General features: G+C 41.5%; 15 protein-coding genes. 13 read left to right on the top strand and 2 right to left on the bottom strand.

Features of this window, described 5'->3' with window-relative positions; genetic code table 11:
* Positions 1–145: 145 nt before the first annotated feature.
* The 13 genes from AKG39_RS16310 (at position 146) to AKG39_RS16250 (ending at position 18844) form a co-directional block, all read left to right on the top strand.
* Positions 146–2209, top strand: coding sequence for an Eco57I restriction-modification methylase domain-containing protein (locus AKG39_RS16310; protein WP_050741475.1), 2064 nt, complete (start codon positions 146–148; stop codon positions 2207–2209).
* A 12-nt stretch (positions 2210–2221) separates the two neighbouring features.
* Positions 2222–3547 carry a replication-associated recombination protein A gene (locus AKG39_RS16305; protein WP_083439620.1) on the top strand — a complete coding sequence of 442 codons (1326 nt, stop codon included), beginning with the start codon at positions 2222–2224 and terminating at the stop codon, positions 3545–3547.
* 429 nt (positions 3548–3976) lie between these two features.
* Positions 3977–6931, top strand: a complete 2955-nt coding sequence (locus AKG39_RS16300; RefSeq protein WP_242852642.1) for an insulinase family protein — start codon at positions 3977–3979, stop codon at positions 6929–6931.
* A gap of 18 nt (positions 6932–6949) precedes the next feature.
* The gene (locus tag AKG39_RS16295; protein ID WP_050741474.1) at positions 6950–8317 is read left to right on the top strand and encodes a D-alanyl-D-alanine carboxypeptidase family protein; all 1368 of its coding nucleotides are present in this window, start codon (positions 6950–6952) and stop codon (positions 8315–8317) included.
* 302 nt (positions 8318–8619) lie between these two features.
* Positions 8620–9627, top strand: a complete 1008-nt coding sequence (locus AKG39_RS16290; RefSeq protein WP_050741473.1) for an energy-coupling factor ABC transporter permease — start codon at positions 8620–8622, stop codon at positions 9625–9627.
* A 101-nt stretch (positions 9628–9728) separates the two neighbouring features.
* Entirely contained in the window at positions 9729–10526 is a 798-nt protein-coding gene (gene cbiQ / locus AKG39_RS16285) for a cobalt ECF transporter T component CbiQ (RefSeq protein WP_050741472.1), read from the top strand.
* Positions 10527–10536: 10 nt separating this feature from the next.
* On the top strand, positions 10537–11274 hold the full coding sequence (locus AKG39_RS16280; RefSeq protein ID WP_050741471.1) for an energy-coupling factor ABC transporter ATP-binding protein: 738 nt from the start codon (positions 10537–10539) through the stop codon (positions 11272–11274).
* 268 nt (positions 11275–11542) lie between these two features.
* A complete protein-coding gene (locus tag AKG39_RS16275) occupies positions 11543–12796 on the top strand; it encodes a 5-bromo-4-chloroindolyl phosphate hydrolysis family protein (RefSeq protein WP_050741470.1) in 1254 nt (417 codons plus the stop codon).
* Between the two features lie 14 nt (positions 12797–12810).
* The gene (locus tag AKG39_RS16270) at positions 12811–13962 is read left to right on the top strand and encodes a toxic anion resistance protein (protein ID WP_050741469.1); all 1152 of its coding nucleotides are present in this window, start codon (positions 12811–12813) and stop codon (positions 13960–13962) included.
* Between the two features lie 196 nt (positions 13963–14158).
* The gene (locus AKG39_RS16265; RefSeq protein WP_050741468.1) at positions 14159–14968 is read left to right on the top strand and encodes an alpha/beta fold hydrolase; all 810 of its coding nucleotides are present in this window, start codon (positions 14159–14161) and stop codon (positions 14966–14968) included.
* 95 nt (positions 14969–15063) lie between these two features.
* Positions 15064–16212, top strand: a complete 1149-nt coding sequence (locus AKG39_RS16260; protein WP_050741467.1) for a glycerate kinase — start codon at positions 15064–15066, stop codon at positions 16210–16212.
* Between the two features lie 11 nt (positions 16213–16223).
* Positions 16224–17408, top strand: coding sequence for a CdaR family transcriptional regulator (locus AKG39_RS16255; RefSeq protein ID WP_050741466.1), 1185 nt, complete (start codon positions 16224–16226; stop codon positions 17406–17408).
* A 191-nt stretch (positions 17409–17599) separates the two neighbouring features.
* The gene (locus tag AKG39_RS16250) at positions 17600–18844 is read left to right on the top strand and encodes an HlyC/CorC family transporter (protein ID WP_050741465.1); all 1245 of its coding nucleotides are present in this window, start codon (positions 17600–17602) and stop codon (positions 18842–18844) included.
* A 55-nt stretch (positions 18845–18899) separates the two neighbouring features.
* Here AKG39_RS16250 and AKG39_RS16245 read toward each other — a convergent pair whose 3' ends face one another.
* Together AKG39_RS16245 and bzaD are read right to left on the bottom strand one after the other, a co-directional pair.
* On the bottom strand, positions 18900–20384 hold the full coding sequence (locus tag AKG39_RS16245; protein WP_050741464.1) for a B12-binding domain-containing radical SAM protein: 1485 nt from the start codon (positions 20382–20384) through the stop codon (positions 18900–18902).
* Complete coding sequence (bzaD, locus tag AKG39_RS16240; protein WP_050741463.1) at positions 20381–21709, bottom strand: B12 lower ligand biosynthesis radical SAM protein BzaD; 1329 nt, start codon at positions 21707–21709, stop codon at positions 20381–20383. Before bzaD ends, AKG39_RS16245 begins: the two co-directional genes overlap by 4 nt.
* Between the last annotated feature and the right edge of the window lie 80 nt (positions 21710–21789).

Below are 21789 nucleotides of genomic sequence, written 5' to 3'. Positions count from 1 at the left end.
CAATAAGCCGCTACTTTAGGTTGCGGCTTTTTTTTATGCCATTTTGATCTTCAGACAAAAATCGCCCAATTCCTTATCTTTTTCTTAATAAAAATGTTATAATAAAAAAATATGGATGAAATCATCCGCAATGAGAGAGGTGTGTATGGAACTGCCAGGAATATCTGAAAAGATTGCAAGTTTTTTAAAACAATATAATTATCTTACCAATACAAATGCCAATTTACACTTTCTTGTAAAGTGTATTTTTTTGAAATATTTATCCGATAATCAGCGAATTGATTTTGGACAGAATGAAAAGAATATTAGAAAGAATTTTACTTTGGATTATTTTATTGAGCTGTGGCAGGGAAATCCAAGTGAAGAAAATTTCTGGGAAAAATTGACCGAAACTCCCTTGCCGCTGGGCGATGCGATCTGGGACTGGTTGAATGATTTTGTAACTGCAGCGCCAACCTTTGAAGGGGAAAACCCGGTGATGATCGGAGCGCTTTATGAAGAATGCATTCATCTGAGTCACAAGAAAAACCAGGGAATTTTCTACACCCCGGATAACCTGGCTGAATTCATGGCTGTAAATCTTTTGAAAAAAAATAAAATAGGGAAAGACATTGATGAATTTCGGGTTTTAGACCCGGCTTGTGGGAGCGGGTCCCTTTTAAGTGCAAGTTATGATCAAATATTTGATATTTTTGGAGATGGTAAGAGCTTATCTGAAAAAAATACCCTCCATCAGTTAATTTTAGAAAAATGTCTTTTCGGTATTGATAAGGACCCGATGGCCTGTCTGGTAACACGACTGGTTCTGGTTCTTAAAGGAAAAAATTATGTCAAGCCCCTGGGGATTCAATGTGGGGATATATTAATTGAAGATCTTGTACCGGCAGGATCCGTGGACGCCATTATTGGGAACCCTCCATACGTTGGCCATAAGGAAATTGACTGCAGCTACATGAAAAGCCTGAAAGTCAGATATCCGGAAGTTTATCAGGATAAAGGGGATCTTTCCTATTGCTTTATTAATCGCGGCTGGGAGCTACTTAAACCCGGGGGACGATTGCTTCATATTACATCCCGCTATTTTTTAGAGGCTTATTATGCCAAACCCCTCAGACATTTTTTGAAAAATAATTTTGCGGTTGAAGAAATCATTGACTTTAACGGCTTACGGATTATTCCGGGAGTTGGCGTGGATCCGGCCATTATTAAGGTGCAGAAGCAAGAAAAAGTAAGTGACGATCATTGTGTCACGGTTAAGCGGTTCTATATAAAAAATCATAAAGTAAGTGATTATTCCCGTTTGATTAATTCCCTCAATGGGCCTGATGACAATGAATTGGCACCATGGGAAGCATTTGAGGTAAAACAGAAATCCCTAAAAGACGATTTGTGGCGGCTTTATTCTCCTATGACCCGGAAAATTATTGAAAAAATCGAAGAAAAAGCACCATTTACCCTGGACAATGTGGTTCAAAGCTTTCAGGGAATTATTACCGGAAATGATAAAGCGTTTATCTTTAATAACACCAATGATACCATCAACGATTTTGATGAAAATCAGCTAAAACCATGGATAAAAAACAAAGATATTGGCGTTTTCACCGTGGCCCAGCCGCAGAAAAAAATCCTTTATACCAATGGGATAGAAGATATTGAGACGTATCCCCGGGTGATTGATCATCTGGAGAAATACAAGCCAAAACTTTTGAACCGCAGGGAATGTCAGAATGGGAAGCTTCCCTGGCATTTCATTCAATGGGGCCGGGATCCCCAGCATTTTAATGGTCGTAAAATAGTCTTTCCCTACAAAGCAAACAAAAATCGTTTTGCCATTGATGATCAAAAATGTTATTTCAGTGCGGATGTTTATGGACTAATTCTCAAGCCACGACTTTATCATGGGGTTACCGAGGAATTTTTAGTCATTTTACTCAACAGTCAATTATACAATTATTATTTTAAATCCTTTGCAAAAAAACTGGGCGATAAGCTGTATGAATATTATCCCAACACCCTGTTAAAGCTGGGAATCCCGGATATTACAGAGGAAAACACTAAGCTTTTTAAAGAATTTTATGATAAGATAGAAAAATTAATGGATAAAGGAAATACTGCAGAATTATCCATGGTTTTTGCTGAAATTGATGATTGGTTATACCAGTATTTTAATTTAAGTGAAGCCGAGATAATGGCAGTTGAAAATGAGTAGCGAAGGGACATTATGCAAGAAAACTTTTTTACCATGAACTTTGAAGGACAGATCGCTGATAACGCTCCTCTGGCAGTACGTATGCGGCCCCGGACACTTGAAGAATTTGTGGGACAACGGCATATTATCGGCAGGGGAAAATTGTTATATCGTTTGATTGAAGCCGATAAGCTATCATCGGTGGTTTTTTATGGACCGCCGGGAACCGGGAAAACCTCATTGGCCAAAATCATTGCAAATCGCACCAATGCTGTTTTTTATGAGCTCAACGCAGTAACTTCAGGTAAAAAGGAAATCATCGAGGTCCTGGAAAAAGCTAAGAACAATCTGGGGGTTTACAACAAAAAATCCATATTATTCATCGATGAAATCCATCGGTTCAATAAGGCCCAGCAGGATGCCCTTTTGCCAAGTGTTGAAAAAGGTTTGGTAACGCTTATTGGTGCGACCACCGAAAATCCGTACTTTGAAATTAATTCACCCTTATTATCAAGGTCCACCGTTTTTGAATTTACCCATCTCACCGCTGAAGATATTCGCGCAGTTGTGCACACGGCCATTAATGACCGGGAACGGGGTTATGGCGTGATGAAAATTCATTGTGACGACGCCGCCATCGATCACTTGTCCGATGTGGCCAATGGCGATGTCCGCCGGGCCTTAAATGCCCTGGAACTGGGAATACTCACGGTGGACAAGGATGCAGACGGTATCATCACGATTGATTTGGAAACCGCTCAGGAGTGCATTCAGCAACGGGCGGTCCAGTACGATAAAAATGGCGACAATCATTACGATACCATCTCGGCATTTATCAAGAGCATTCGCGGTTCTGACCCGGATGCGGCGCTGTATTGGATGGCGAAAATGATCTGTGCCGGCGAGGATCCTAAATTCATTGCCAGGCGCATGGTCATATCCGCTTCCGAGGATATTGGAAACGCCGAGCCCATGGCCCTGACCGTGGCCATGGCCGCAGCGGACGCCGTCCAGTTTATTGGCATGCCCGAAGCCCGGATCAATCTGGCCCAGGCGGTTGTTTTTCTAGCCTGTGCGCCCAAGAGCAACGCTTCATATCTGGCCATCGACGCGGCCATTGCCGCCGTCAAAAACAGTTCTAACAGTGCCGTTCCCGCTCATTTGCAGGATACCCACTATACCGGCAGTGAAAAGCTCGGTCGCGGTCTGACCTATCAATACCCCCACAATTATCCGGGCCATCACATTCCCCAGCAATACCTTCCTGATGATTTAATGGGCACTCATTTTTATGAGCCCACCGATTTAGGACATGAACACAAAATGAAAGAATATCTCAAAAAAATTGGAATTCTTTAAAGAATATAATTGAAAAAATAGTTAATTGCGAAAGGATGCTGAACCTTGCTGTCTGTTTATATAAAGCAATTTCTCCACTCTACGTCGGACACTCTACGAGATGTCCGCCTAAGACGTTACAAAATTGATTATATAAACCGACATCAAGGTATAAACTTTTGGAACATCAAACAAATGTTGCTTTGATGTCAGTTTTCACAACCAGAAGAAATCGCTATGCGAATTTCTTCTGGTTCGCGGGCAGTCGCCAACTACAAGCAAGCTTGTGATTGGCTCGTTGCCTTCACGAAATCAATTTTGTAACGTGCAGGCGAACAGTTCATCGAACTGTCCAACCTGCAGTGTAAAAATTGTTTCGTGTAAACTGGCAGCGAAGCCCACGACACTTTTGCAATTAACTAAATAAAACAAAAAATAAAGGAGAAATATTTGAAAAAAGAAATGATGAAGCAACAAGAAAATATGTTTAAATTAGAGGAAAATGTCCACGGCTTTATTCTGAAAAAAGAAGAATTTGTGGAAGAAATAGATGGGTTGGCCCGAACCTTTGTCCATGAAAAAACCGGTGCCCAGTGTTTGTATATTTCGGCTGAAGATGATAACAAGGTGTTTTCCATCAGTTTTAGAACCCCTTCAACCGACAGTACCGGGGTGCCGCACATATTGGAACATTCAGTTTTATGCGGATCAAAAAAATACCCGGTGAAAGAGCCCTTTGTTGAGCTGGCCAAGGGATCCCTTAATACCTTTTTAAATGCGATGACCTTTCCGGATAAAACCATGTATCCCATTGCCAGCACTAATGCCCAGGATTTTATGAATCTCATGGATGTGTATTTGGATGCGGTTTTTTATCCCAATATCTATCAGAACCCATACACTTTTAAACAAGAGGGCTGGCATTATCATATTGAAAATGCCGATGATCCGATTATTTATAACGGCGTCGTTTATAACGAAATGAAAGGGGCTTTTTCGGATCCGGAGGAAGTGCTGCAAAATAAAATATTTGAATCCCTTTATCCTGATGCCTGTTACCGATTTGAATCCGGAGGGGATCCGGATGTGATTCCTGAGCTTACCAACGAAGCGTTTACGGATTTTCATAAAAAATATTATCACCCATCCAACAGCTATATTTATTTGTACGGGGACGGCGACGTTGCCGCGCATCTGAAATATATTAATGACGAATATCTCAATGCCTTTGAAAAACAGGCGGTGGACAGTGAGATCCAATTACAGAAGACATTGACCGAACGACAGGTTGTGGTAGCTACGTATGGCGTTTCAAAGGAAGAAAATCTTAAGAATAAGGCATACATGGCGTTTAATGTTGTTCTGGGTAAAACTTTGCCTTACGAGGAAGCCTTGGCCTTTGATATTTTGTCTCATATTTTGTTAAGCAATAATGCATCCCCGTTAAAAGAAGCATTGCTCGATCTTAAAATTGCCGAAGATGTGAGCTTTCACTATAGCAGTTCCTTGAGACAACCGTATTTTTCAATTGTTCTCAAAAATACAGAAGCCGTTCATGGGGATATTTTTGTGAAAACCGTTGAAGATACACTGATGAAGCTTGTCAAAAATGGTTTGGATCCCCTGGGTGTGGAAGCCGGTATTAATATTCATGAATTTTCACACATTGAAGGGGAGTATGGATCCCACCCACGTGGTTTAATCTACGGCATCGATATTATGGATAATTGGCTTTACGGGGAAGAACCCATGGATTATCTCAAATACAAGGCCGTTTTTAAAAAACTGAAGGAAAACTGGAAAGACGGCTATTTTGAAGAAATGATTCAACGCTTTTTATTGGATAACACGCACCAGTCACTGGTTACGATTGTTCCGGATGCTGAACTTCTTGAGAAATCAGAAAAAGCCCTGGAAGAAAAACTAGCGGTTTATAAAGCGTCACTAAGCCCAGAAGAATTAATGAGCCTGGTAGCAGAAAATATGGCACTGATTGAACGGCAGGATGCAGAGGATGCTCCGGAAGACTTGGAAAAAATTCCAAAACTTGCTTTGAATGAAATTGATAAGGAAGTGAGAACGTATCCCTTAACAGTTGATTCTGCGCTGGCAACAACATTACTTTTTCACCCGGGATTTACAGGGGATATTTCCTATCTTAAATTATATTTTGATTATAATGAAATACCCCAGGAAGATTTAAAATATCTGTCATTGTTATGCAAAATTCTGGGAAGTATCAGTACGAAACAGATGGACTTTCATCGATTGAGTCAGGAAATCGAAATTAACACCGGCGGTTTTTCATTTGGGATTGAATCCTTTGACAATGCGAATAAGCTGGGTGAGTTCCAATCCCGTTGCTATGTCAAAGGAAAAGCAGTTGTGGATAAAATTCCGACGTTGATTAAATTGATGGTTGAGATATTAACCCAAACCCAATATAATGAAAAAAACCTCATCCATGATATGATCCGAGAAATAAAAACACAAAAAGAAACACAGTTTTTGACCGGAGGACATGTGGTTAGTGTTCAGCGGCTACAATCCTATTATTCTCAATCTGGACGTCTTTTTGAAGAATTTGGCGGCATCGAATTTTATCGGTTTATTGCAGATATCGATGCTAATTTTGAAGAGCGTTTTGAGGTTCTAAGTACTAAGCTTGCTAAGATTGCACAAATGGTTTTCACCACCAAAAGACCCATTATCAGTATTACCGGAACCGAGGATATCAAAAATAAAACTTTAGAATCCCTTAAAAGCTATATCAATGATCTGGCGCCAAGAAAAGAAGCGAAGCTGCCCTATCATTTTGATACTGAAATTCTCAATGAAGGCTTTTTAACTGCGGCAAAAATTCAGTATGTATCCCAGGGATACAATATCCGCGAACTGGGTTATGAGTATTCGGGAAGTCTTCTGGTTTTAAAATCGATTCTTTCCATGGATTACCTTTGGAATAAGGTCCGTGTTCAAGGTGGTGCCTATGGGGCATTCCTAAGTATTGGACGTACCGGAGAACTTTATTTTGGGTCATACCGGGATCCCAAGCTTAAAAAAACCCTGGATGCTTTTAGCGGAGCAGTGGATTATATTAAAAATATGGAACTGTCTCAGAGAGAGCTTGAAAAATACATTATTGGAACCATTAGCAGCAAGGATGTGCCTTTAAGCCCGGCGGTAAAAGGTGAGGTTGCCGATACCCTTTATTTTGGTGGCTTAACCCAAGCCGATATGCAAAAAGAACGGGATCAAATATTGGAAACAACCGTCGAAGAACTCAAATCCTTTGCCGGTGCGGTTGCCGGAGTTTTGGAAAAAAATATTTTCTGTGTTCTTGGCAGCGAAGAAGCAATTAATGAAAACAAGGAATTGTTTAACACAACACGTTACATAAAATAGGATATTTCGGAGGAAAATATGAGAAGAAAAATAGGACTATTGTTTGTTCTTAGCCTTGTTTTTTTCACAACTGGCGTATTTGGGGCTGAGGTACTTTTATTTCCCGAAGAAGAAGGCGTAATTATTTCGGAGGTAAACAGTGGCGACATCATTTATCAGCAAAAACAGGATGAAAAATTTTACCCGGCCAGTACCACAAAGCTCATGACAGCCTTGGTGGCAATAGAAAATGGAACCCTTGCCGAAACCGTAACAGTTGGCGAGGAAATCGAGGATATCGATGACGACAGCAGTGTTGCCGGTCTGGAAGTTTACGAGGTAATATCGTTGGAGGATCTTCTTTATGGTTTGTTACTGCCATCAGGGAATGATGCGGCGAATACCATTAGCGTAAATATTGGACGAAAAATTGCCGGAAATAGTACCCTTGATGCCAGTGCAGCCACAGAAATATTTATAGAGGCCATGAACAAAAAAGCAAAAGATCTTGACATGAAGTCGACGCATTTTGTGAATCCACATGGTTTACACAGTTCTGAGCATTACAGTACTCCGGGCGATATGTTGAAATTAGCTGAGGCTGCCTTAAATAACGATGTTATCAGGAAGATCACCCGGGCAAAGAGCTATAAACTTCAAACCGATAAAGTCAAGCATGAATGGACCAATAGCAATCTGATGCTTTATCCGAATTATGATGTGTTGCCCGAGGACGTCCGAACACTAAATGATCTTGCCGGGGTCAATCCTGTCTTTAACGGTTATGCTACCAGCGGCAAAACCGGATACACCGAAGAAGCCGGAAAATGCCTTATCTTTGAAGGAGAAGGTGAAGGAAAAAACATCATTGGCATTATTATGAATGCGGATAAAATTGGAATTTTTGAAGAGGCCAATAAAACCTTGAATACCCTTATAAAAGAATATGATTTTATTAAATGGACCGGAGAAGATGATTTCTTCAGTGATGTTGACATTGAAAACTATCATGTTTTTGACGGAAAAACTCTGGGAGTAAAAACCAATGGTTCGGTGGTTAGCCTGGCACCCAAAGATAGCAAGGCAAGCTATATCACCCGAATAAAATGGGATGATAATCTGGTCAGGGAAACCGACACCGGCACCCAGCTCCAAGCGGATATCAGCGAAGGGGAAACATTGGGCGAAGTTGAGGTTTATAACGGGGAAGTGCTTCTAGAGTCAAATCCGGTGTATGCCGTGAATAAAATGAATGTCCGGGGATTTTTGGATTATCCGATTTTATATTGGTATGTCACTATTGTGGTTTTAATTCTGACGATAGCGATTCTACGGATTATTTATGTCGACTTTATGCGAAAAAACAGAATTAAATACAAGAAAATAAAAATCAAAAAAAAGAACTAAAGCCTTAGATAAGACAAGAAAAAAAGGTGAATTCAAGGTGTGCTTTAATTCATCTGAAAATTGGATTGGCTGGATAAAATTGAACGGATCTTTATTCAGCTGAGGTCTTCGTAAATTTTTACTTGACAGCAACAGTACAGAGGCTTATAATTATAAAAGTATTGTATATGAAGTGCGTGATGCGAATCACACTAAAATAAAATAAAAAAATGATGCCATGAAGGTATTTCTTTTGCAGGAGCAAAGGGTGTACTTCGTGGTTTTTTTGTGGTATTAGTTATTATTTTGAGGAGGGTTTTAATATGCATATGGCAGATGCTTTACTTTCACCGGCAGTTGGTGGAATCATGCTTGCGGCGAGTGCCGGAGCGGTCGCTTATTCGGCGTATAAATGTAAAGATGATTTAGATGAAAAGAAAATACCGTTAATGGGCGTTATGGGCGCAGTAATATTTGCCGGACAGATGATTAATTTCACCATTCCCGGTACCGGATCCAGCGGACATATTGGCGGTGGTATCCTGTTGGCAGCTTTGTTGGGACCGTTTCCCGCTTTTTTAACCATTACCGCAGTTTTGCTGATTCAGGCCCTGTTCTTTGCGGATGGCGGGCTTTTAGCTCTGGGAGCCAATATTTGGAACATGGGATTTTATGCCTGTTTACTCATATATCCGCTAGTATTTAAGCCCATTGTTAAAAAAGGGCTGACCCCCACCAGGATTACGGTGGCATCCATTGTTTCGGTTGTTCTCGCTTTATCACTGGGAGCTTTTTCGGTTGTACTCGAAACATTAGCTTCGGGAATAACAGCGCTTCCCTTTGCAACTTTTGTCACATTGATGATGCCCATTCATCTGGCCATAGGACTGATTGAAGGGATTGTCACCGGTGGTATTTTAGTTTTTGTTTATAAAATGCGACCTGAGTTACTTGAGTCATCATTGGAAAATAAAAAACTGCCAAAAGATATTTCGATTCAAAAGGTCCTGGGTGTTTTACTGATATTTGCTGTTGTTGTCGGTGGGGGATTATCTCTCTTTGCTTCGGCAAATCCTGACGGTCTGGAATGGGCAATGGAAAGAGTTGCCGGTACAACCGAGTTAGAGACATCCGGGGATGTTTACGGCAATGCCGGAGAAATCCAGGAAGCTACTGCCATTTTACCGGATTACGGTTTTAAGGATGGTGATGGTTCAGCTGTAGGTACCAGCGTCTCAGGAATTGTTGGAGGCGGTATTACCCTGCTTTTGGCAGGCGGAGTCGGTTATCTAATTTATGCAGTCAAACGCAAAAAAGAAAAAGAAGCTTGATGAAATATTAGTTTAAATATTTTAATAAAAATGATATAATTAGAATAACCTCTGTTTTTAAACAGAGGTTATTCTAATTATAAAGTCGGAAGGTAGTCTCAATGTCAACAATAACGGATTCAATGAACACAATCCATTCTCTGGAAGAGCTGGCAGACGGCAATACAATTATCCATCGATTACATCCTCTGGTTAAACTGATCACAACACTGTTATATCTTGTTCTGGTTATTTCTTTTAATCAATATGATGTCACCGGTTTAATGGTATTCGCTTTTTACCCAGTCATTCTAATGGCCCTGGGAGAAATCCCCTATAAGCCGTTACTGAAACGCCTGCTGATCGCATTGCCGTTTTCTTTTTTTGCCGGAATTTCCAACATTATCTTCAATCAGAATTTAGCGTTCATGGTCGGTGGCATTCCAATTACCTATGGTTTGATCTCATTTGTTTCGATTATGGTTAAAACCGTATTTACGGTAATGGCAGTGATGATTCTGATTTCAACAACTTCTCTGCCCCAGATTTCGTATCAGCTCTTATATATAAAAGTGCCTAAAATTATTGTTGAACAGATTATGCTGACCTATCGATACATATCGGTACTGCTGGAACAGGTTTCCAATATGTACACCGCATATATTTTACGAGCTCCCGATGCAAAGGGTATTAAGATGAAAGATATGGGCATTTTCGTGGGACAATTACTGCTCAAAAGTTTTGATCGGGCGGAAAATATTTATTATGCAATGAAATGTCGGGGCTATGACGGACATTATCTATATGCCAAACCAGATCGCATTAAAAAGAGCGATTGGATCTACTTACTTGTGACCTGTGCAATTTTAATCGTTTTGAGATTTTTTAACCTGAGCCAGTTCATTGGCAGTTTTTTATAAAGGAGTTATCATGCTAAGTATTGAAAATTTAAGTTACAAGTATCCAGACGGCCATGCGGCCATTAAAAACATTAATTTAACCATCGAAAACGGTGAAAGTATTGCGTTGGTAGGAGCGAATGGTGCTGGAAAATCAAGTTTATTCAAGTTAATTGTGGGGATTTCAGACATAGGCGAAGGGTCAATCAATGTTGATGGCGTTTCAGTGGGAAAGAAAACCCTGAAAGACATTAGAAGAAAGATTGGCATGGTTTTTCAAAATCCAGACGACCAACTTTTTATGACAAAGGTATACGATGACATTGCCTTTGGGCCAAGAAATGAACTTTTATCTGACAGTGAAGTAGAAGAGCGTGTGGTGGGGGCACTGGAAAAGCTTGATATTGTCCATTTAAGAGATCGCATGCCCCATCGATTATCCGGCGGCGAGAAACGTGTGATTGCCATTGCCTCGGTTCTGTCAATGAATCCGGGGATCATTCTTTTCGATGAACCCACATCATTTCTGGATCCCAAAGCCCGGCGCAATGTGATGGAAACCCTGGGAAAACTGGAAATGACAAAGATCATCGCCACCCATGATTTGGATATGGCTCTGGATATTTGTGACCGGGTGATTGTTCTCCACCATGGTAGTGTTTTTGCAGACGGCAGTGTGAAAGATATATTATTTAATGAAGCGCTTTTATTGAATTGTCATCTGGAACTGCCATTGTGTATGCAACCCTGTAAAACCAGTGAGGCCTGAGAATGACAAGGTCAAATAGACAAGCAAAAATATGAATTTGCCTTGAAAAGTTTATTTATTACTTTGTCTGCAACCGCGACCTTTTATTAAAATACTTAAATACCCATGAAATGAGATTAGTGAATCTGTTTTGTGGGTATTTTATATTTAACCGCAAAATTGAATAACATACTGAGGTAAGTTTAAGAATTAGGCTAAAGGTTTGAATTCTCAATTGTATTTTTCATTTTTATACGATATAATTATTTCATATTTTGGAGGTCAAACGATGGCAAAAAAAGATTATTCAAACATCGGGGATGATATTAAATCCATTATTCAGGATGCATTAAATTCAACAGATTTTAAACAACTGAATAAAAATATCACCGGTACAGTTAACCGAGCGTTGGAAGAAGTGAGAAAAGAAAGTAAAAATTGGCAGCAACAGGCTGAAGACAAAAAAAACGCTTACAATGAAGCGGTATATAGAAAACAGGAAAGCAACGAAAAAAACAAAAAAGAGTTTAAAAACAAACAAAAATATCAGGAAAAATTCATCGGCAAACCCATTAGAAAACCAGCGAAGGTATTGGTGACAAAAGCACCAAAAGGCCAGGTGTCAGGAATTTTATTAATGGTATTTGGCAGTATTGGTATGGTGATTACCTTTATATTTTTCATGTTACTGGTTTTTCTGTCAAACTATTCATATGAAAGCCTACCCTTGCTCATGGGATCCTTTTTACCCATTCTGCTCATAAACGTTTTTATGGTTGCCAAGGGATCAGGGCTCCGGGCCAGGGTTGTGCGTTTTAATTACTATGTGAAACGGCTAGGCGATCGAACCTTTTGTGAAATTAAAGATTTGGCTGATGCAACGGGTCGAAGTTCGAAATTTGTGGTAAAAGATCTTCGCAAAATGATCCAGCTAGGGATGTTTCCAGAAGGCCGGATTGATGAAAAAGAAACTTATTTATTGATCAGTGATGAGGCCTACGAGGCGCATCTCAAATTGGTAGAACGTAAAAAACTTAATGAAGAACTGGAAAAGGATCGAATCGAAATCGCCCAGCGGCAACGTATGATGGAGGAACAAAACCCCGGACAGAAAGCGGCTCGGGAAGTCATCGAAGAAGGAAAAGTCACGATCCAAAAAATAAAGGATGCTAACGAGGCCATATCGGGAGAAGGCGTTTCAAACAAATTGGATCGACTGGAAAAGGTGCTCTGTAAAATATTTGAGTTTATCGAAGCAAATCCCGAGGAAGTACCGGAAATACGTAAATTTATGGGATATTATTTACCCACAACCCTGAAACTTGTGGGCGTCTATCAAGATTTAGACAGTGAAAATTTTCAGGGGGCAAATATTCTGGCAACTAAAAAAGAAATTGAAGAGACGCTGGACACCATCAATCATGCTTTTGAAAATCTTCTGGACAGTTTTTATGAAGATACCGCCCTGGATATTTCAACGGATATTTCAGTATTAAACACTATTTTAAAACAAGAAGGTTTGGCAAAAAAAGATTTTAAATAACGAGGAGAATAAATATGGATGATACAGTAAAAGATTTTTCCCAGGTAACCCCAACATTGACCTTTGATCCCTTTGAAGAGAAAACCGCAGCTGTTACCGATCAACATCATGAGTTGGAACCGGAAAAACAGGTTTTCGATGAAAGCCGCCTGACCCCCGAAGAACGAAAAATGGTGGATGATTTTGCAGCGAAGATTGATCTCACCAATTCCAGCTTAGTTATGCAGTTTGGGGTGGGGGCTCAGAAGAAGATTGCCGAATTTTCTGAAACCGCGTTAAATAATGTTAGAACAAAAGACATGGGCGAGGTTGGTAAAATGCTTGGGGATATGGTTATGGAACTCAAGAATTTTGATGTGGAAGACGATGATAAGGGGTTTTTAGGATTCTTCAAAAAGAATGCCAATAAATTAACGTCGATGCAAACCCGCTACGCAACCGCGGAAACCAATGTCAATCGTATTTGCGAAGCCCTGGAAAAACATCAGATGACTTTGTTAAAAGACGTTGCCATGCTGGATAAATTGTATGATGTAAACAGAACCTATTTTAAAGAATTGTCGATGTACATCTTAGCCGGCAAAAAGAAACTTCACCAGGTTGAAAGCACCGAACTTCCAGCGATTATAAAAAAATCACAGCTCAGCGGGCTACCCGAAGATGCTCAGGCCGCCAATGATTTATCGGCGATGTGCAATCGCTTCGAGAAAAAGATACATGATCTGGAGCTGACCCGGATGATTTCAATCCAGATGGCCCCGCAGATCCGTCTGGTTCAACATAACGACACCCTGATGGCCGAAAAAATCCAGTCATCGATTGTCAACACCATCCCGTTGTGGAAAAGCCAGATGGTGTTAGCTCTTGGAGTGGTTCACTCCGCCCAAGCGGCAAAAGCTCAGCGCGAGGTCACTAATATGACCAACGAACTGCTGCGCAAAAACGCGGAAACCCTGAAGATGGAATCCATTGCTACCGCCAAAGAATCCGAACGGGGGATTGTGGATATTGAGACCCTGCGGAATACCAATGAATCGCTGATCACCACTTTCGATGAAGTCCTGAAAATCCAGTCGGAAGGCCGCCAGAAGCGAAAAGAAGTCGAAATTGAGTTGGAAAAACTTGAGAATGAATTGAAAGCAAAAATGCTTGAAATGAAGCGTTAAAAAAATGAAAGAAAGAACCTCGAACCCATGCAAAATGTGTTTGAGGTTCTTTTTTCAGTACAGTGAAAAATTGAAAAAATCCAATGTTATTGTAATAAAATCCAATAATTTAAGGAAAAGATTGGCATTATTGCTATTGTAAACGATTGAGAATTGGATATAATAATAATATAGAAATATTGTTAGGAGGAAAATAATGGCAACTTTTACGACAAACGATAATGTGGAATTGTATTATGAGGTAAAGGGTCAGGGAAAACCTTTGCTGATGATTCCCGGATGGACCTGCACGACCCAGTTTTTCAAGAAAAACAGCGATGAATTGGCCCAAAAATATCAGGTTATTCTTTTGGATTACCGTGGGCATGGTGAATCTGAAAAAGTCATGCACAGTCATCGGATCTCCAGATATGCCATGGATGTTAAAGAATTGCTGGATCATCTTGATGTTGAAGATGTGACGATTCTTGGGTGGTCCATGGGTGTTGCCATTTTGTGGAGTTACATCGAGCTGTTCGGCAAACATCGGATAGCAAAATTGGTCTGTGTCGATCAGGCGCCACTCCAGTACACCGGCCCAGACTGGTCCTGGGGTCAGAATGGCTGCTATGATGTGGAAATGTTTATCCGGACCTGTTATGATATTAAATATGCACCCCGTGAATGTGCAGAAGGATTGGCCTATGCCTGTCTTTACAACGAACCCTCGGCCGAGGATGTAAAATTCATTGCCGATGAAATTTCAAAATGTCCACCCTATGTACGAATCGAAATTATGCGGGATCATACCAATCTGGATTGGCGGGACTTCCTGCCATTCATTGATTTGCCAACCCTGGTATGCGTGGCTCGCCACAGTGCCGTTTTTGATTGGCAGGGAAGTGCTTATGTCGGGGAACAAATCCCGGGAGCCCAAACAGAATTCTTTGAAGAATCGGGTCATATGCTGTTTTGGGAAGAACCGGAAAAATTCAACAGTCTTATTGCTGAATTTATGGAAATTTAATTTTACAATAGAACTAACAAATGGCATGGGGTTGTTCCCATGCTATTTTTAGCAGAATTGTTCTTTGCGAAAAAAATCAAAGAGAGAGGGCAAGCATGAAAATTATTATTGCACCAGATTCGTATAAAGGGTCTTTATCAGCAATTGAAGTGTGTAACATCATTGAAAATGCTATCCATAAAATACTGCCGGCGGCAGAGATCATAAAGATACCCATTTCAGATGGGGGAGAAGGAATGGTTGATGCGTTATTAGCAGTTGGCGATGGAAAAAAGATGACCGTTCAGGTGCAAGATCCTTTGTTTCGAAAGATCACAGCTGAGTATGGCATATTGGATCAAGGTACTGCCGTGATCGAAATGGCCGCTGCGTCGGGTTTGACTCTGCTCACAGAGCAGGAACGAAATCCCCTGCTGACTTCCACTATTGGTACCGGTGAACTGATTTTTGATGCTTTGAAAAACCAGAGATGCCACAGAATTATCCTCGGCATTGGCGGCAGTGCGACCAATGACGGGGGAATGGGGGCCGCCACAGCGCTGGGGGTCAAGTTTTATGATCACGATCATAATGAGCTGATCCCATGTGGCGAAAGTCTTGAAAAAATCGTCACCATCGATATGGCATCGGTGGATCCACAGATCCTGCATAAGGAGTTTATCATTGCCTGTGATGTGGACAATCCTCTCTGTGGGACTCGGGGAGCCGCTCAGGTTTACGGGCCGCAAAAGGGCGCTACCGGAGAAATGGTAAGGTCACTTGATAAGGGTCTCATGCATTTGGGGCGATTATTGGAAAATAAATCGGGAAAAGACCTGCTTGATCTGGCTGGCATCGGCGCCGCAGGGGGAATGGCCCTGCCGCTGGTGGCATTGTTTGATGCCCAATTGAAATCAGGACTTGAAATTGTTTTAGACCGGCTCAATTTTGATGAGCTGATTCAGGATGCTGACCTGATCATTACCGGTGAGGGAAAAACCGACGTCCAAAGTGCCATGGGAAAGGTTGTTTCCGGAGTCGGTAAAAGGGCATACAAACAGAAAATTCCGGTGATTGTTATTTCCGGGGCTTTGGAAGAAGGGTATGAAAGCCTGTATGACCAGGGAATCACCGGGGCCTTTGCCACCTACAATAATTCGAAAAGTCTGGAGTGGCACATGGAACATGCCAGAGAAGGATTGGAAACCATCGTCATAAATCTCTTTAGAAGCATGGTAGCAGTCAGTGGAAAATTAAAGAGATAAGGGGAATTGATATGTTGGATCGTAAAATCGCACAGAAAATAGCGGATGAAGTCATGAGCAGCTTGGGACATAATATTAATGTTATGAATGAAAATGGTATTATTATTGGAAGTGGTTCTCCTCAGAGGCTTGAAACTTATCATGAAACGGCAATGAAGGCCATCAATCAGTGCGAGACTTGTGAAGTGACAGAGGCGGAAGCATTGAAGTTACAGGGGGTCAAACCGGGAATCAATATGCCCATTGTTGATAAAGAGGGAAAAGTCATCGGAGTTGTTGGGGTAACCGGAAATCCCGCGGAGGTTCGAAATATTGGAAAACTGGTGAAAATGGCGGCAGAACTCATCATCGAACAGCAGGAATCAATGAATCGCTTTTACAGTCACCGCAACGATAAGGAATTGTTTATTACTACCTTGATTAATGATCGGCTAACGATCAGCGAAAAGGAAATTTTCGACTGGGGTCAGCGGATGGGATACGACATGGAAAAGCCCCGGGTCGCCCTGATTGTGACCATTAAACAGCAGGAAAAAAACAATAAGACCGCTCTGGAAGATCTGCTAAACGAAATGAAGACCTCATCCAGTCATCTAAAGCAGGACATTTCAACGGTGATGTCAGGTGATTCCATTTTGGTATTCAAAACCATAAAAAAGACAGAGCCTTGGGAGATTGAAAAAATTGTTCGAGCTTACGCAATAGATATTTTGGCTAAACGACCGGAGTTGAAGAAGATCAGGGACTGCAAATGCTATGTAGGTGGTTACTATACTGGCATTAAAGGTTACCGAAATTCATATAGCGAAGCCTATGGAATAGCAAAACATGCCATCGGGAGCACTGGGGAATTCATTTATTTTGCCCACTCTCATTATTTTTGGAAACTTTTCAATCATTTGGATGATGAAGTGTTTTCAAATGTACTTTTGCCATATATCCAAAAAATTGAGAAGTGTTTTGGAAAAGGAACAGAAGAAGCAATGCTGACTATGAAACGGCTCTATGAGAACGGTTTTAACTATGAAAAGGTTGCGGTGGAGCTTTATGTGCACAAAAACACAGTGATCTTCAGACGAAAGAAATTAGAGGAATGTCTGGGCTTTTCCATCAAAGGAAATGGCGAGGATAATCTTTTATTTTCACTGATCCTGGGTTATTACAGAATGTTGAAAAATGAACAGGAATTAGAATAACAAAAAATTCTCTTTTGATGCATGGAATTATTTCGAAAATTATGATATTATTAACGGAGTAAAATATAATTTGAAAGAGGAATAAAATTTGGACGATTTACCTATAGCTAAAACAAAGGCAATGAAAAACGATCAATGCCAGATAGAATACCAATCAATCCATTATTTGTTCAATGGAGGAAGCTTAGTCAATGAATAACAGCACGATTGGTTATATTGGAATTTTGGTAGTGATGTTAATGATGTCGGCGTTTTTTTCTGCAACAGAAACAGCTTTTACCTCATTAAATCGGATTCGAATCAAAAATCTTGCCAAAGACGGAAATAAACGAGCCGGTCAGGTGTTAAAGCTTTCAGAAAACTTTGATACGGTTCTATCGACGATTTTAATCGGAAATAATATTGTCAATATTGCCTCGGCCTCCATTGCCACCGTTTTGTTTGTGGAATATTTTGGTAATTTGGGAGTGACCATATCAACGATTGTGATGACGATCTTAGTGCTTATTTTTGGTGAAATATCCCCCAAAAGTCTGGCAAAAGATTCCCCTGAAAGCTTTGCGATGTTCGCAGTACCGATTCTACAGGTATTGATCGTTGTTCTGAAACCGGTGAATTTTTTATTTATGCTCTGGAAAAAATTGCTTTCAAAAATGTTTAAGGTAACAAATGAACAGAACATGACCGAGGAGGAACTGCTTACCATTGTTGAAGAAGCCGAAAATGACGGCGGCATCGATCTTCAGGATGGTGAACTCATTCGCAGTGCCATTGAGTTTAATGACCTCGATGCCGATGATATCCTGACTCACCGGGTGGATGTGGTGGCCATTGATATGAATAATCCCAAAGAGGATATCGCTAAAATATTTTTTGAAACAGGCTTTTCACGGTTGCCGGTGTACCAGGGGACCATTGACCACATTATCGGTTTTATCAATCATAAAGACTTCACCCACTATGTGGCAAATGGCAGCAGTTCCCTTAGTGAAATTATTAATCCGGTAGTTTTCATTACTCCTAACATGAAGATTTCAAAGCTTCTTACTTTGTTGCAGAAGCGTAAAAGCCACATTGCAGTGGTCTCGGATGAATACGGCGGAACCGCCGGAATTGTCACACTGGAAGATGTCATTGAGGAACTGGTTGGCGAAATTTGGGATGAACACGATGAGGTTATTGATGAATTTGTGAAGATCGCTGAGGATAAATACCGTATTTTAGGTAAAGCAAACCTGGGAAAAATGTTTGATTTATTTGAAATGAATGATGATTTTGATGTGATTACCGTTGGTGGCTGGATCATTGAATTTTTGGATAGGGTTCCAACTATTGGAGAGACTTTTAATTTTGAAAATTTAACCATAACCATAACCCAGGCGGATGAGCGTCATATCATGGAAATCAATGTGGTTAAAAATCCCACAGCGGAATAAAACCAAGTAAAAAAATGCTCCCGGAGGCGGCTGCCTCCGGGAGCATTTTTTGAGTTTAGGCCATGATACCATCAATGGTTGCATTGAAGGTACTGACATAATCGTTTCTTTTTTCTGTGGTCAGATCACTGTTTGTCAGCAGCTGCAGATAGTTTTGAAAAGACTTAATCAGCAGATCATTGATCTGCTGATACTTTTCAAGGATCAGCGGGTCACCCCTGAAGCTCAGCTCCCAGGAATCCTTCATATACGAAAAGATATGGTTGGTCATGTCCCGCATCATCGAGGCAAGAGTGGCAACTTTCGAATTCACATAATCGGTATCTGCCTCATAGGTGGAGTGACTGGAGATATTTAATCGTCCCTGGTCCTGAAGGGCTTTGTAAGAGGAACTGCCCTGGAGAATGATCATATGGTGGTATAGCACATTCACGCTGATTTCCAGCTTATCCAAAAGATGGTTGCGCATTAGAAAATCGTAGTTGATCTGGAGATCCTCTAGATTGGAATCCGGCTCAAACATAATAAAACCGACGCTGGGTTCAATCCCGTATTTACGCAAAACCACCAGGGCGTTTTCATTGTCGGCTACAGTGGTAAGCTTATTCAGCCGTTTTAAGGCTTCATCCCGGCCGCTTTCCAAACCGATGAGAATATGGCGCAGGCCGGCGTCCACAAGGGCATTAATGGTTTCATCCTCAATATCGTTGGTCCGGGCTTCAATGCCAAAGGTGATATTGCGTTCTTTTAATAAGGCGGCCAGTTTAAGAACCCGATCTTTTCCGGCCCGGCCCGGACCGTAAAAGTTGGGATCCATAAAATAAAAATAGCGAATATCGGTTTCGCTCATCACTGCATCAATTTCAGCAATAATATTTTCAGGACTGCGGCCCCGCCATTTTCGCTTGGCATCACCATAATAAGGGTTTATGTAGCAAAAGGTACAACCGCCATAACAGCCCCGGCTTCCGGAAATATTAACTTCGCCAAAGGAATAGGAACCCTTGCCCCGGAGTGGAAAAGGCAGTGTGTTGATATCGTAAATCACTTCGCCTTTGGTGGCAACAATAAAATCGCCCTCACGGTAGGCCATGCCCGGAAGATGATTCTCGGGAAAGTTTTCAACGAGCTTTAAAAAGGTGAGCTCATTTTCCCCTAAAAGAGCCGAGTCAATGGCTGCACAGCGGTTTAAAATCTCCTCGTAGGCAAAGGTGGGATAAAAGCCGAAAACCGTTACATAGGAAATGCCATAAGCTGATTTGACATGTTCGATAAATTGGTAAAGGGTTTGGTTATCCTCCCAGTGATAGACTTGGTGAATCCCAAGAATGGTCGGGCGGATTCTTTTGATTTCCGCTTCAATGGCCGGGTAATCAAGCTTTTCCAGGTAACCATCTACCATGGTGACATCGATATTATTGGCAGCCAGCATCCCCCCAATATAGCCGGTATTGAGACAGGCAGAAAGCGGCGCGTTAGCGATATCGTTGCAACGATCCTCCCCAAAGGAACGGGGATGTTCTAAGAGTAAAACTTTCATGAAGTGACCTCCTGCCACATAAAGATATTTTTTTTGGTATGATAAATTTCCAGCGCGTAGCGAACCCGATCAAAGGGTTCGGGATTATAGTAGGTGGGGTAAAGTAAATCCGTATGGGGCGTGATGACCCCGTTTTCCAGCGCCTGCCGCTCGATTTTGGTGCCCGGTAGAATCCGAATATTGTTTAGCACGATGGTTCCTAACGTTTTGGATTGATGATGAATCGCATAGATGGCATCGATCAGATCTCTGGCTTCCTGCATTGTTTCGTCGGTGTCGCCAGGGGTGTTCACCAGAAAATGATATACCGTGACCACACCACTATTGGCTAACACCCGGGCGGTGTCAAGAATATCCGAAACCCGCATGTGTTTATCCATGGAATCCAAAGCAGTTTGGCTAAGTCCATCCGGAGACAGCGAGAAGCATTCACAGCCGGATTTTGCATACAAGGCCACATTTGCTTCGGTTAGCAGGTTTTCCCGGAAGAAACCACTCCAATTAATGTCGAGGCCGCGGTCCAGAATTTCCTGACAGATCGCATCCAAATGATCCACCGGAATATTTACTACCGAATCGGTGAAGTGAATTCGGGTGACTCCGTAGGTTTTATAAAGAAATTCGATTTCGTCCACCACTGCTTGAGGTGTCCGGCAGCGCATTTTTGTTCCCTGGAGCAGCGGATAGGAGCAATAACCACAGGAAAAACAGCACCCCCGTTTTGATTCGACGCCGATACTCTCAACATATTTATTCACTTCCAGATAAGGATGAGGATCCAAGAGATCCCGGTTGGGCATCAGGTAATCGCTCATATCGTAATCACCCACCGCGGACACAACCTTGACGATATCGTTGTTCCGGTAGCATAAGCCCGGTAGCAGCGGCGGATTGTCCAGATTGTCCAACAGCGGCACAATGATTTTTTCGGCTTCGCCGGTGACGCCAAAATCAATTTCCTGGTATTCAGTCATCAGTCGTTCGGGGAACAGCGAGAAACCGGTGCCGCCCACTAGGATTTTGGTATTCGGACAATACCGTTTAATAAAAGCCAGGGTCACCGCAAAGGCGGGAATCAGGGATGAGGTTTTATTGCCCAGCGGGTCAATATTTCGTAGGGAAATACAGACCACATCGGGCTTCTGGTCATCCAGCTGCCGGCGCAGTTCGCCGTAAGGATCCAGGGCCATGTTCATATCAAAAAGGTGGAGGTTATGGCTGGTTTCCCGTTCAACCTGGGAGGCCAGAACCACAATCCCAATGGGATAAACCTTTTCAATGTCGATACCCTCCATTGAAAGGGCTTGAATGAATAATATTTTCATATTTGCTCCTTGATCTATTTTTAATAGGCAATTGCGCAATTCAAAAAAATCGAACAATGCTTGCTTTGATGTCAGTTTTC

The organism is Acetobacterium bakii, from assembly GCF_001263355.1.
GTDB lineage: Bacteria > Bacillota > Clostridia > Eubacteriales > Eubacteriaceae > Acetobacterium > Acetobacterium bakii.
The sequence above is the reverse complement of the archived record's forward strand: the minus strand, read 5'-3'. Positions and strand labels throughout refer to the sequence as shown.

Bases quoted from the DNA above. Each gene is read 5' to 3' on its own strand.
- AKG39_RS16265 (WP_050741468.1), top strand. From the start codon at position 14,159: ATGGCAACTTTTACGACAAACGATAATGTGGAATTGTATTATGAGGTA.
- AKG39_RS16275 (WP_050741470.1), top strand. From the start codon at position 11,543: ATGGCAAAAAAAGATTATTCAAACATCGGGGATGATATTAAATCCATT.
- AKG39_RS16305 (WP_083439620.1), top strand. From the start codon at position 2,222: ATGCAAGAAAACTTTTTTACCATGAACTTTGAAGGACAGATCGCTGAT.
- cbiQ (WP_050741472.1), top strand. From the start codon at position 9,729: ATGTCAACAATAACGGATTCAATGAACACAATCCATTCTCTGGAAGAG.
- AKG39_RS16290 (WP_050741473.1), top strand. From the start codon at position 8,620: ATGCATATGGCAGATGCTTTACTTTCACCGGCAGTTGGTGGAATCATG.
- AKG39_RS16295 (WP_050741474.1), top strand. From the start codon at position 6,950: ATGAGAAGAAAAATAGGACTATTGTTTGTTCTTAGCCTTGTTTTTTTC.
- AKG39_RS16310 (WP_050741475.1), top strand. From the start codon at position 146: ATGGAACTGCCAGGAATATCTGAAAAGATTGCAAGTTTTTTAAAACAA.
- AKG39_RS16245 (WP_050741464.1), bottom strand. From the start codon at position 20,384: ATGAAAGTTTTACTCTTAGAACATCCCCGTTCCTTTGGGGAGGATCGT.
- bzaD (WP_050741463.1), bottom strand. From the start codon at position 21,709: ATGAAAATATTATTCATTCAAGCCCTTTCAATGGAGGGTATCGACATT.
- AKG39_RS16250 (WP_050741465.1), top strand. From the start codon at position 17,600: ATGAATAACAGCACGATTGGTTATATTGGAATTTTGGTAGTGATGTTA.
- AKG39_RS16260 (WP_050741467.1), top strand. From the start codon at position 15,064: ATGAAAATTATTATTGCACCAGATTCGTATAAAGGGTCTTTATCAGCA.
- AKG39_RS16270 (WP_050741469.1), top strand. From the start codon at position 12,811: ATGGATGATACAGTAAAAGATTTTTCCCAGGTAACCCCAACATTGACC.
- AKG39_RS16280 (WP_050741471.1), top strand. From the start codon at position 10,537: ATGCTAAGTATTGAAAATTTAAGTTACAAGTATCCAGACGGCCATGCG.
- AKG39_RS16255 (WP_050741466.1), top strand. From the start codon at position 16,224: ATGTTGGATCGTAAAATCGCACAGAAAATAGCGGATGAAGTCATGAGC.